The organism is Brevibacterium linens, from assembly GCF_003999335.1.
Classification (GTDB): Bacteria; Actinomycetota; Actinomycetes; order Actinomycetales; family Brevibacteriaceae; genus Brevibacterium; species Brevibacterium linens.
Genome location: NZ_CP026734.1, coordinates 2,799,180 through 2,812,224, shown reverse-complemented (window position 1 = coordinate 2,812,224; position 13,045 = coordinate 2,799,180). Strand labels below are relative to the sequence as shown.

Here is a 13,045-nt window from a genome sequence, read left to right as displayed (position 1 = left end):
GTTATTAAAACAGATTTATAGCACCGTAGTGCTGGTGGGAAGCGACTGTCAACACTGCTGATCACAGGGAAGAGGAATGCTCATGAAGGCCGATGTCGCGGTGATCGGAACCGGCGTGATGGGGTCGAACCTGGCCCGCAACCTCGCCCGTCAGTCGGGCCACCGAGTCGCCGTCTACGACCGCGACGTCGAGCGCGCCCAGAGGCTGGCCGCTGACTTCCCCGAAGCCGAGTTCATCGTCGCCGCCGATCCGGCCGACCTGGCCGAGAAACTCGCCGAACCGCGGGTGGCCATCCTCATGGTCAATGCCGGAGGAGCCACGGATGCGGCGATCGGCGATCTCGCCGAGGCGTTCGTTCCCGGTGACATCATCGTCGACGGCGGCAACTCCCACTTCCGGGACACGATCGTCCGCGGGGCCCGCCTCGAGGGCACCGGCGTCGAGTTCGCCGGGGTCGGCATCTCCGGGGGAGAGGTCGGCGCTCTGCTCGGACCCTCTCTCATGGTCGGCGGAACGGAGACCGCGTGGCAGCGCCTGTGTCCCCTGCTCGAACCCATTGCCGCGAAGGTCGGAGACGAAGCCTGCGTCGATCACGTCGGCACCGACGGAGCCGGGCACTTCGTCAAGATGGTCCACAATGGCATCGAATACGCCGATATGCAGCTCATCAGCGAGGCCTTCACGCTCCTGCGCGACGACCTGGGGATGACGCCCGCCGAAATTGCTGAGGTCTTCGCCGACTGGAACACCGGAGAGCTCGAGTCCTACCTCATCGAGATCACCGCCGACGTCCTCGCCCATGTCGATGAGGCGACCGGTCGACCCTTCGTCGACATCGTCGCCGACGCCGCGAAGGCCAAGGGCACGGGTGCATGGACGGCGCAGGTCGGTCTGGACCTTGGGGTCCCGGTGCCCACCATCGCCGAGGCGGTCTTCTCCCGTTCGCTGTCATCGGCCGTCGATCTGCGCGCCGAGGGACTCAACCTGGCCGGTCCCCGGCCAGGCGCCGAGCCATCTTCACTGTCTGCGGACGATCGTGCGGCCCGCATCGACGAGATCGGCAAGGCCCTGCTGCTCGGCAAGGTCATGGCCTACGTCCAGGGCTTCCACGAGATCGCCGTCGGCGCCCGCGAGAACGACTGGGACATCGATCTCGGGGCACTCGCCGGAATCTGGCGGGCCGGCTGCATCATCCGGGCCCGCCTGCTCGATCGCATCGTCGCGGCCTTCGACTCCCCGACCCCGCCCGAGAACCTGCTCGGCGCCGATTTCGTGCGAGAGATCGCCGGGAGCTGCCAGGGATCCCTGCGCTCGACGGTCGTCCGGGCCATCGGTCACGGAATCGCCGTGCCGGGACTGTCCTCGACGCTGTCCTACTTCGACGGTCTGCGCACCGAGGCGGGCAGTGCCGCTCTCATCCAGGCGCAGCGTGACCGCTTCGGTTCGCACACCTATGCGCGCACCGACCGTCCCGGGACCTTCCACACTCTGTGGTCCGGCGATCGCAGCGAAGTCGAGGTCTGAACGACGGGGCCGCCTCGGTGAGGGTCGACCGGTACGACGGGGCCGCCTCGGTGCAGGTCGACACCGACGTTCTGCCGCCTCGGCGACGGTCGCCGCGGTCTCACTGATCGACTCTGGTGGCCCGGAAGGCGGACTGTCGATATGTTAGAGCCATGACTTTGCCACACGAAGATGTTGACCCAGACGGACTGCTCGAATACTCGGTGGTCTTCACCGACCGATCGCTTAACCACATGTCGCAGCGGTTCGTGTCTGTGATGCAGGAGATCAACCGGATCCTGCGCTCGGCCTACGATGCCGATTCCGCTGCCATCGTCCCCGGCGGCGGCAGCTACGCCATGGAGTCCGTGGCACGTCAGCTGGCCACCGGCAAGAAGGCGCTGATCGTGCGCAACGGTCTGTTCTCCTTCCGCTGGTCGCAGATCCTCGACGCCGGGGCCATCGCCTCGGAGACGACCGTGCTCAAGGCCTCCCCGGACAGCACCGAGCACCAGTCGCCGTGGTCGCCGGCCCCCATCGCCGAGGTGGTCGCCGCCATCGAGCGCGAGAAGCCCGCCGTCGTGTTCGCTCCCCACGTCGAGACCGCCTCGGGGATGCTCCTGCCCGATGACTACGTCCGCCAGGTCGCCGAAGCCGTGCACGCGGTCGGCGGAATCTTCGTTCTCGACTGCATCGCCTCGGGTGCGGTGTGGGCGTCGATGACCGATCTCGGTGTCGATGTGCTCATCTCCGCCCCGCAGAAGGGCTGGAGCGGATCGCCGTGCGCCGGCTACGTCATGCTCAGCAAGGCCGGCCGCGCCGCCGTGGAGGCATCGACCTCGACGAGCTTCGCGATGGATCTGAAGAAGTGGCTGTTCATCGCCGACGAATACGAAGAGGGCCGTGCGCCTTACCACGCGACGATGCCCACCGATGCTCTGGCGCACAATGCCAAGCTCATGGCCGAGAGCGAGGAGCGCGGCTTCGACAAGCTCGCCGCTGCACAGGCCGAACTCGGTGAGCGGGTGCGCACCGTCTTCGCCGAACGCGGACTGCCTTCGGTGGCTTCGGACGAGTTCGCCTCGCCGAGCGTTGTCGTCGTCCACACCGACAACCCGAAGCTCGCCACCGGCGCCAGCTTCAAGGAAGTCGGCGTGCAGATCGCAGCCGGAGTGCCGCTGCAGTGCGATGAGCCCGAGGACTTCTCGAGCTTCCGCATCGGCCTGTTCGGTCTCGACAAGCTCGGCGATATCGACGGCACGATCACGCGCCTCGAGGCGGCTCTCGACTCGATCGGCGTGACCGCGGAAGCCTGAGTGGCTTCAGCAGACACTGAACCTCCTGCCATGGGTAAGACGTGATGGTCGCGGGCCTTGCACAGGTCGCCCAGAAGGTGAAGGACCTCGACGACACGATCGCCGACAGTGCCGCCGATCGGATCTATTCCGAGTTGGCCAGCTATGTCGACGTGCCGCGTGATCAGCTGCTCGCTTCGGTGCGCACGAACGCGGCCCGTGCCGTCGAGGTCCTCACCTCAGGCACCATCGCCGAGGCGGAGGAAGTCCCCGAATCGCGGGCGACCACGCGTGCCCGAATCGACCAGAACGTCCCCATCGAGGACATCATCCGGGCGTACCGCATCAGCCTCAACGTCGTCCATGAGGCTTTCATCGCCGAGGCTGCCGACCAGGGGCTCGAACCGCAGCTGACCTTGGAAGGGTCAACCCTGATGTGGCAGCTCGGCGACTGGTTCACGACCGGTGCCGCCGCAGAGTTCCGCTACCAGGCAGGAGCGGCCGCGTTGCGCGAATCCTTCGCTGCCAGCGCCCTTATCCGCAGTCTCATCGAATCAGAGGATCCCGGGCCGGAGACCCTGCTCAAGGCGCGCCGCTACGGACTCGACTTCGATCGCGACTACGCCGTCATCATCTGCGCCGCACCGGAAGAGTCGGGAGGCCGACCAGGGCCCGGTCGGGGCGAGCCGAGCGTCGAGTCCCTGAAGGTAGCCGGTTCGGATGGCAGGCGGTCGGCTGTTGTCGCGCAGATGGATGCACGCATCATCGGGATCGTGGCACGAACCCCCGTGACCGCCTCGGTGCCGGTGGCCATCGGACCTTTCGTCCCGCTGTCACGGATCACGGAATCCGCGCGGATCTGCGAGAACGTGTGGACGATCGCCCATCGTGGCGAACCGGGAGTCCACTCCCTGACCGACCTGTCCTGGCAGGTGGCGGTGCCTGGGCAGTCCGACCTCAACCGTCACCTAATCGACCGATTCATCCTCCCGCTGCGCCCGGACACCGCCGCGGGCGCGGATGTGCTCGAGACCGTGCGCATGTGGATCAGGACGGTGATGAGCGTGAAGAAGACGGCCGAGGTGCTGCACGTGCACGAGAACACCGTGCGCTATCGTCTCCAGCGCTTTCATGACGCCGTCGGCATCACTGAGCTGGGGACGAAGGAGCTGCTCGACATCGCGTGGGCGCTGGCCGCGTTCGACCTCGGCGAGGTTTGAGCAGGGCGGCTGCGCGTCGACGAATCCTGAGCGGGGCTCGCTTGGATGACTAGCTTCTCGCATTTGGAGAGAACTCCAAAAGTGCGTCGAATCTTTCAGAGTCCTCACCGTTCATTCGGGAGCTGTTGCATGCGACGATTGTCACATTCTGCAAATCAGGCCACCGTCAAAGACGACAACGGAGATCACCAGTGACATCATCGCACCACCCGTCATCGACTCAGGACGCATCGACTTTCGCGCAGCTGTGGTCGACAGCCGCGACTCAGGCAGCCGACCGAGAGTTCCTCCTCTTTCGGGACAGGACCGGCCACGTCACCTCATGGACTTATCGCGAGTTCGACAGGATCGTCGACCGGACGGCAGTCGCGCTGACCGACCGTGGTGTGCGACCGGGTACCGCGATCCATCTGTGTCTGAAGAACTGCCCGGGATTCGTCGCGGTATGGCTGGCCGCCGCGCGGATCGGTGCATGGATCGTCCCCGTCGACCCCGACTCGGCGAAGGCCGACATCGCCAGCCAGATCTCGAGGGTCGCGCCCGTGCTCGGCATCTGCAGCACCGATCGCGGCGATGTCTATCGCCGGGGAGCCGCCGAGCACCCGCAGCTGGTGATCCTCGAAGTCTCCGAGACCGCGGCCGACGTCGCCGCCGGAGCTCCGCTGCTGCAGGCTCTGACCACCTCGACCGGGCGGGATGCAGAGCACCCGTCGCCGGGCATGGATGACGCCTCCGGAGTGGAACCTGGACCCGAGGACAGGCTCGCGGTGATGTTCACCTCGGGCACCACCTCGCAGCCCAAGGGAGTCGTGCTCACCCAGGCGAATTACCTCGAGGTCGCCGACCGCATGGCCGCAGCCGCCGATCTGCAGGCTCACCACCGGTGGTACGTCACCCTACCGCTGTTCCACGCGAACGCACAGTACTACTGCTTCTCCTCGGCGATCCGCGCAGGCGCCTCGGTGGCGCTGACCGCGGGCTTCTCCGCCAGCCGCTGGGTCGAATGGGCACGGGAGCTCGAGGTCACCCACGCAAGCCTCTTCGCCGCCCCGATCCGGATGATCCTCGCACGCACTCCCGTCGCGCAGGTGCCGGCCGAACTCACACACGTCTGGTACGCGCAGAACCTCGCTCCCGATCATCACGTCAGCTTTGCCGAGATCGTCGGCGTCGCGGCCCGACAGCTGTACGGGATGACGGAGACGATCGCGATCGTCAGCTATGACCAGTCCGAACCGCCGCGCTGCGATGTCATCGGCCAGCCGCTGGAGGGCCGGCGGGTCGAGCTGCTCGACCCGCTCACACGGGAGCCCGTTGCCGTGGGCGAGAGCGGAATGATCGCAGTGGCCGGCACCCGCGGGAAGGATCTGTTCCTCGAATACCTCGATGATCCGGCGACCACGGACAGGGCCTTCCACACGGGGGCCGACGGCACCGATTGGTTGCTCACCGGCGATCTTGCCAGACGTGACGATGAGGGAGTCCTGTCCTTCGTCGGTCGCGTCGATGATGTCATCAAAGTCTCCGGTGAGAACGTCAGCCTCACCGAGGTCGAAGCCGCTCTCGCACAGGCCCCCGGGGTGCTCGAAGTCGCTGTCGTCGCCGTGCCCGACCCGATCCGCGATGTGGTTCCACACGCCTACGTCGTCCCCGCAGAGGCGGCAGCCGGCGTCGACCTCCCCACGCTGGCGCAATGGGCGGAGGAGAACCTCTCTCCGGCCGCCCGACCGCGGGAATGGCACGTCCTCGACGAGCTGCCGAGGACGAGCGTGGGCAAGATCCGTCGTTTCAAGATCGGAGCGCAGACGCAGAACGCGTCCTGAGCCGCCCGGATCGCATCCCGACCACTCGTGACGCACCACGACAAGTGAATCGAACCACCACCATGCATGAATCACCACCAGGCTTGAAGCACCACTACAGGTGAACCACCACCACTGAGTGTGTTCGACGATGACACATATCATTTCAGCGCAACGATGCGCGAGAGAGGAACAGCAATGGCCGACATCACGATCACCGAGGCTGACGGGATCCGCCGCAGGCGGGCCTTCGTCGGAGCTGTCACCGGGCACGTCATCGAATGGTACGACTATGGGATCTATGGATTCCTCGCCGTGTACATGGGGCAGCTCTTCTTCGCCTCGGAGAATCCGACGATCTCGCTGCTGAGCAGCTTCGCCGTCTTCGCTCTCAGCTTCTTCATCCGGCCGCTCGGCGGACTGGTCTTCGGGCCGATGGCCGACCGGATCGGGCGCAAGCAGACTCTGCTCATCGTGCTCATCTGCATGGCCGGGTCGACCTGCCTCATCGGTCTGCTGCCGACCTACGCCACCGTCGGCCTCGCCGCTCCCGTTCTGCTGGTGCTGCTGCGCTGCATCCAGGGATTCTCCGCCGGCGGCGAGATCGGAACGGTGACGAGCTTCATCGCCGAATACGCCGGCCCCGGAAAACGCGGCCATTCGACGAGCTGGCTGATGACCACGGCCGTCCTCGGGCTGCTGCTCGGCAGCCTCGTCGCCAACGGTATGTCGGCGGTCCTCGGCGAAGCGGCGATGCTGGCCTGGGGCTGGCGGATCCCGTTCCTCTTCGCCGGGGTGCTGGGTATGATCGCCATCTATATCCGGCTCAAGCTCGAAGACAGCCCGGAGTTCCTCGCCATCGTCGCGGCCGGCGAGAGCTCGAAAGCACCGCTTCGTGAGACCATGGCCTGGGGCAGGGCGCTCATACTCGTATTCTGCATCATCACCGTCCACGCCTCGATCTTCTACCTCGTCCTCACCTACGCCTCGACGTTTATCGGCGAGCTGCTGCAGTTCTCCGGCACCGTGCGCTTTTGGTTCATCATCTCCGCCTGCCTGCTTGCCGCGGCGGTCATGCCGATCGGCGGAATCATGTCGGACAAGTGGGGCCGAAAGCCCGTGCTGCTCGTCTCCGGTGCCGCGGCGACGGTGTCGATGCTGTGGTTCTTCCTGGCCGCGCCCGGTGCGACGCCGTTGAGCTTCTTCTTCCCGCTCATGGCGTGCGCACTGTCGTTCGGGTTCTACGCCTCCTCGACATACGCGACGATGACTGAGCTGCTGCCCACGAAGATCCGGTCGACCGGCATCGCTGTCGCCTACAACCTTCCCGTCGCGATCTTCGGCGGCAGCGCCCCGCTCATCGCCGCCTGGTTCATCTCGGCCACCGGCGACATCACCTCGCCGTGGTACTTCTTCGTCGGCACAGGTGTGGTCTCTCTCGCGGCTCTGCTCGTCCTCCGCCGCGATGACTTCACGAAGGCTGAGCAGGTGCAGGCGGTCGCAGCAGACCGGACCTCCGACGTCGAAGTCGTCTGAACCGAGGGAGAGGCCGATCTTGATCAGTCACACTGATCGAACCCGCTGACCGGACGATCTGGGCAAAACCGAACTTCAAGCACCATTGCCGTCACCGACCGCACCTGAAAGGACAGAGACGCGTCACGCACCGCCGGTGCCTTGTCCTCCACGTAGGCGCACAACACACATTCAGCGCCATAACCTCCCGTTGCAACGAGGGGTTATGGCGCTGACTGTATGTTTCGGCACTACCGGTGCGGGATGCTCAGCTCTGACGCGGAGTGGACCTGTATCACGAGCTGCTGCCGAATCTCACCCGTCCCTGGACACGAAAGTCGGCTGCGGTCACATTTCGAAACCAGACACTGCAGGTGCTGATCGGCCTCGCGCGGCGCTTGTGCCTGAATTGTTGGGTCGATCCACGGTGGTTTTCGAGGTCAGAACACCGCGGATCGACCCAACAATGCACACTGTCGGCGACCAGCTCGTGCCTCGCGGTCCCTAGACCTTTCCCGAGGCGTGCGTGAACAGCCGCGCACCGTCTTCTCGGCTCGACTCAGGCGGTGTCTCCGAGGGCGACGACGTTGTCGGCGAGCCGTTCGTTGCTGCCGTACATGAAGTGGTTGGCCATGTTCTCGGAGAACCGACTGGCTTCTGTGGTCAGCCCGACCGCCTCGGCGACCTCGCGGATGTGCATCGGGGTGGCGCCGCAGCACACGCCGATGTAGTTGACGCCCAGGTCGTAGGCCTCCTTCGCGAACGCACCGATCTCGTAGCGGTTGGTCTGCAGGGGATCGAGAGCGGTGGGGAACGTGCGCCCGTGCGGGGAGGCCACCTCGGCGCGGGGGTCGGAGAGGTTGAAGAACGTCGGCTCGTCCTCCGTGGTGCGGTAGGGGATCGGCAGGGCACCGACGTGACAGGACACGGCCGCTCGGATCTCCTTGAGCCACGGCAGCATCGTCGTCGGCCCGCGGAAGCAGTTGAGGCCGACGACATCGACGCCGAGCTGCTCGAGGCGCTGCGCGGTCTCGACGATCCCGACCCCGTCGGCCATCTCCTGGAAGGCCATCGGTGCCAGTGTGAGCACGACGGGCAGTCCGCTGGCCTTGGCGATCTCGGCGGCGGTGATGGCCTCACCGGCGAAGTAGAAGGTCTCGCCGATGATGAGGTCGGCACCTTCCTCGACCGCCCAGCCGACCATCTCGGCGAACATGGCCCGCACCTCGGCCTGCTTGGACTCATCGGCCGGGTCCCAGATGTTCGAGTTCGAGATGTTGCCGGCCATGAAGTTCCCGGGCTCGGCATCGGCGACGGACCGGGCGATCTGCAGGGCGGCGCGGTTGAGAGGCTCGAGCAGGTCCTCCTTGCCGATCACGCGCATCTTCTCGCGGTGTCCGTTGTAGGTGAAGGCCTCGACGATGTCGGAGCCGGCCCGCTGGAAGTCGACGTGCAGCGACCGCAGGGCATCGGGGAATTCGAGGGCCACCTCGGGGACGAACTCGCCGGCGGACAGGTATCCGCGTTTCTCGAGCTCGAACAGGAAGCCTTCCGCGCAGATCACGGGGCCGGCATCGAGGCGTTGGGTCAGTGCGTTGGTCGCGGTCATGGTTGCTCTCCGATTCGATGATGTGGTCGAGCCCGGGCGAGCGGCCCGAACTCTGGTATCACACCATCGATCGGCGCAGCGACGTCCGTCACATCGACATAAATCGTCGCCGATCGCCATGAAAGGACACGACATTCGCCGAGGCGGCCCGCCGAAGAGCGCTCACAGCTGGGCTCCGGTGGGGCCCGGTCGGGGGCAGGCACCGCCGGTTGCGGACCGAGGGTCAGCTGTCCTCGTCGCCGCTGAGGTAGACCGGCAGGCGACGGTAGCGCATTGCCCGCTGGGCGGCTCCGGCGGGAACCTCCTGCGTGGTTTCGTACGTGGCGTTGTTCTGCGGAACCTCGTGCGAACCCGGCAGCGGGTACGCCTCGCCCGCGACCGGTGCCGGCGAGGCGAAGGACTGCTGCTGGCCCGGCTGCTGTTCGAAGCCGGGGGAGTGCTGGTAGCCGACTCCGGGCAGCGGCTGCAGGCCGAGTCCCTGCCGGTCCGGTCCGTCGCCCTCGCTGTAGGCGTTGCCGGGGTGATGAGCGTCGCCGGAGTAGTAGGCATCTCCACGTCGGCTGCCGCGGCCACGTCCGCCGCGCCGGTCGGAATCCTCCGGTCGCAGGAACGGGAACGGTTTGAGCAGCAGGCCCGTGACGGTCGACGACCACCAGCGCAGGGCGCGTTCGAAGGGTCCCCAGGACAGCACGACCGTCCACACCACGGCCAGGGCCACGCAGATGAGGAGGACGACGGCGTCGTGGAGGACGGTGCGGCTGTCGTCGAGGACCGGCTGCAGACCGCGGACGACGAAGCCGTGAAGGATGTAGACAGCCAGGCTGTGCTTGCCGATCGTGGCGATCGTGTCCTTCGTGTTCGACAGCCACGTCAGCAGCGCCAATGTCAGCAGCACCGCTCCGAGGTCGACGATGAGACGCAGGCCCACGCCTTCGGGAACGCTGACGCCGAAGTGGGCGAAGTTGAGGCTGCCGTAGAGCCAGTAGTGATCGACCTGGTCGAGGTAGAAGTATCCGACGGCGGCGAGTGCGGCGACGCTGAGGCCGAGCTTCTGCCAGAGGGCAAGGCTGCCCGCCCAGCCGATGATCTGCTTGCCGTAGAGCTTGCCGATGACGAAGAACGGCCAGAACGCCATCGTCCGAGCCGCGGAGAGTTCGGTGTCGAGGATCGGCAGGAGTCCGCCGAAGAGCCCGACGACGAGCGAGGCGACGAGCATCGTGCGGGGGAAGCGCTCGATGAAGGGGACCGTGATCATCCACCACGCCATCGACAGCAGGAACCACGTGTACCAGAACGGTCTGAGGAAGTCGTAGCCGGGATTGAGCCCGAAGATCCACATCCACCCCCACATGAGCGGCAGCACCGTGGCGAGGAGAACGAAGTAGGTCAGCACCCGTTCGGCCAGCTTGTTCGACTTCGCCGTGATTCCGGCGAGGAAGACGAACGCCGGCATGTGGAACATGTAGATGAAGTACATCGGTGCGCCCAGGATCGGCGACTCCCACGGAGAGGTTCGAGCGAGAAGGTGGCCCAAAACCACCAGGAAGATCAGTATTCCCTTGGCGCGGTCGATGCGATAGTCCCGTGATGACACGCCGATACACTACCGCACCCGGCAGGCTTTGGGGAAAGATCACACCATCGCCGAGGCGGCCGCACAGCCCCGTGCGCCCGCGCACTTCCGCTCGCGGACAGGGGAGAGCTCCCGCTCGCGACCAGGGGTGTGAACGCGACCAGGGGTGTGAACGCGACCAGGAGTGTGAACGCGACCAGGAGTGTGACCGCGACCAGGGGTGTGAACGCTCAGCCGCGGGCGGCGCAGACCACGCATGTCGCCGCGTAGGGGCGGGCCGTCAGCCGCGCCTCGGCGATCGGCTCACCGCAGTCGATGCAGATCCCGAACGTGCCCGCGGCGAGGCGGTCGACCGCCTCGGCGATCTCATCGAGGCGATTCTCGGACTGTTCGAGCAGGGTCGCGGCCTGCGACCGTTCGAAGGCCAGCGTCGCGCCTTCCGGGTCGTGCTCGTCGTCGCTGTTGTCACCGTCGCGGGCGGCCGAGACCTCGTCGATACCTTGGGTCAGGCGGCCGATGAGCGCCTGCGTCTCCGCCCGCTCATCCTCGAGCCGCTCCCGCATCTGCGCTTCGTCGATCATCGTCGTCTCCTCGGCTTCGACTGGTCCGTCGTCCCGCGTTATCGTCGTTCGTCGCCTCGAACCCTCAGGCTTCCAGCGCCTCGGACGCTTCGAGCCAGCGCATCTCGAGCTCGTCGAGTTCGTCCCGGGACTCGCGGATCGCTGCCGTGAGCTCAGCCAGTCCTTCGAAGTCGGTCTGGTCGTGGGCGGCCATCTCCTCGTGCTTCTGCGCGATCTGATTGTTCAGCTTGTCCATCCGCCGTTCGATCGCGGACACTTCCTTCTTCGCCGCCCGGGCTTCCGCACCGGACAGTTTCGGAGCCGACGTCACTCCCTCGCTCGCCGAGGCGGCCCCACCGGAACCGTCCCCGCCGGCTCCCGTCGCGGCCCCGTTCGAACTGCCGGACGCCTTGTTCGAACCGGCGGCACCCCGGCGTTCCTCTTCGGCTCGCAGTCGCAGGTACTCCTCGACGCCGCCGGGAACATGGCGCAGTCCGTGATCGAGGATCGCGTACTGCTGATCGGTCACGCGCTCCAGCAGGTACCGGTCGTGGGAGACGACGATGAGGGTGCCCGGCCAGGAATCGAGGAGATCCTCCATGGCCGCAAGCATGTCCGAATCGACGTCGTTGGTCGGCTCATCGAGGATGATGACATTGGGTTCGGCCATGAGCAGCAGCAGAAGCTGGAGGCGGCGCTTCTGTCCGCCGGAGAGCTCCTTGACCCGTGCGGACAGATGTTCCTTCGCGAAGCCGAGCCGTTCGAGCAGCTGAGCCGGGGTGAAGTCCTTGCCTTCGATGGTGAACGAAGTCTTCGACTCGGCGAGGACTTCGCGCACACGGGAGTCGGCGATCCGGGCCAGATCCTTGAACTGCTGATCGAGCACGCCGATCTGCACGGTCTTGCCGCGCTTGACCCGTCCGGCATCGGGGTCGATCTCTCCCGAGATCAGACCCAGCAGGGTCGACTTCCCGGCGCCGTTGGGGCCGAGGATTCCGGTGCGTTCGCCGGGACCGATACGCCAGGTGACATCGTCGAGGATCGTGGTCTCACCAAAGTGCTTGGACACGTCGAGCAGATCGACGACGTCCTTGCCCAGGCGGGCCGTGGCCATCTTCTTCAACTCGATCGGATTGCGGACCTCGGGCATGTCGGCGATGAGCTGGTTGGCCGCCTCGATGCGGAACTTCGGCTTCGACGTCCGAGCGGGTGCGCCGCGCCGCAGCCATGCGAGTTCCTTGCGCATGAGATTCTGTCGCTTCGCCTCGGTGGCGGCAGCGATCCGGTCGCGTTCGACGCGCTGGAGGACGTAGGCGGCATAACCGCCTTCGAAGGGCTCGACGATGCGGTCGTGGACCTCCCAGGTCTTCGTGCACACCTCGTCGAGGAACCACCGGTCGTGGGTGACCAGCAGCAGGGCTCCGGCGTTCTTCGGCCACCGGCCGCGCACATGCTTGGCCAACCATGCGATGCCGTCGACGTCGAGATGGTTCGTCGGCTCGTCGAGGATGATCATGTCCCAATCGCCGATGAGCAGCGCCGCCAGGGCCACCCGGCGGCGCTGACCGCCGGAGAGCGAGGAGATCTGCGCATCCCAATCGAGATCGGCGATGAGTCCGGAGATGATGTCACGGGCCCGCGGATCGGCCGCCCATTCGTGATCGGCGGCATCGCCGACGACGGAGAAGCCCACGGTCGCTTCGTCATCGAGGTCATCGCTTTGGCCGAGCATGCCCAGACGCAGACCGCCGCGATAGGTCACGCGTCCGGAATCGGGTTCGATGGTGCCGGCGAGCATGCCGAGCAGACTCGACTTGCCGTCGCCGTTGCGGCCGACGATGCCGATCATGTCGCCGGACTCGACGCCGAGGGTGACGGAGTCGAAGACGACACGCGTGGGATATTCGAGGTGGAGGGCTTCTGCCCCGAGGAGATGTGCCATAGCACTCCCTAGCCTAGTTCACGAT

At 66.0% G+C, this 13,045-nt stretch carries 9 protein-coding genes; 5 read left to right on the top strand and 4 right to left on the bottom strand.

The features are described from left to right. Positions 1-82 precede the first annotated feature (82 nt). The 5 genes from gndA (at position 83) to CXR29_RS12710 (ending at position 7,357) form a co-directional block, all read left to right on the top strand. Complete coding sequence (gene gndA, locus CXR29_RS12730) at positions 83-1,525, top strand: NADP-dependent phosphogluconate dehydrogenase (protein ID WP_127364704.1); 1,443 nt, start codon at positions 83-85, stop codon at positions 1,523-1,525. A gap of 152 nt (positions 1,526-1,677) precedes the next feature. Continuing rightward, positions 1,678-2,820: an aminotransferase class V-fold PLP-dependent enzyme gene (locus tag CXR29_RS12725; RefSeq protein WP_127364703.1), complete on the top strand. Its 1,143-nt coding sequence runs from the start codon at positions 1,678-1,680 to the stop codon at positions 2,818-2,820. Between the two features lie 44 nt (positions 2,821-2,864). Then, complete coding sequence (locus tag CXR29_RS12720; protein ID WP_127364702.1) at positions 2,865-4,019, top strand: PucR family transcriptional regulator; 1,155 nt, start codon at positions 2,865-2,867, stop codon at positions 4,017-4,019. 191 nt (positions 4,020-4,210) lie between these two features. Then, positions 4,211-5,842 (top strand): class I adenylate-forming enzyme family protein, encoded by a 1,632-nt coding sequence (locus CXR29_RS12715; protein WP_206516214.1) that lies wholly within the window; start codon positions 4,211-4,213, stop codon positions 5,840-5,842. A 177-nt stretch (positions 5,843-6,019) separates the two neighbouring features. Next, entirely contained in the window at positions 6,020-7,357 is a 1,338-nt protein-coding gene (locus CXR29_RS12710; RefSeq protein WP_127364701.1) for an MFS transporter, read from the top strand. A 538-nt stretch (positions 7,358-7,895) separates the two neighbouring features. Here CXR29_RS12710 and CXR29_RS12705 read toward each other — a convergent pair. From CXR29_RS12705 to CXR29_RS12690, 4 genes are all read right to left on the bottom strand, one after another. Then, complete coding sequence (locus CXR29_RS12705; RefSeq protein ID WP_127364700.1) at positions 7,896-8,945, bottom strand: homocysteine S-methyltransferase family protein; 1,050 nt, start codon at positions 8,943-8,945, stop codon at positions 7,896-7,898. Positions 8,946-9,168: 223 nt separating this feature from the next. Beyond that, positions 9,169-10,539, bottom strand: coding sequence for an acyltransferase family protein (locus CXR29_RS12700; protein ID WP_127364699.1), 1,371 nt, complete (start codon positions 10,537-10,539; stop codon positions 9,169-9,171). Positions 10,540-10,748: 209 nt separating this feature from the next. Continuing rightward, on the bottom strand, positions 10,749-11,099 hold the full coding sequence (locus tag CXR29_RS12695; RefSeq protein WP_101594176.1) for a TraR/DksA family transcriptional regulator: 351 nt from the start codon (positions 11,097-11,099) through the stop codon (positions 10,749-10,751). A gap of 64 nt (positions 11,100-11,163) precedes the next feature. Then, positions 11,164-13,020: an ABC-F family ATP-binding cassette domain-containing protein gene (locus CXR29_RS12690; RefSeq protein ID WP_127364698.1), complete on the bottom strand. Its 1,857-nt coding sequence runs from the start codon at positions 13,018-13,020 to the stop codon at positions 11,164-11,166. Positions 13,021-13,045: the final 25 nt, after the last annotated feature.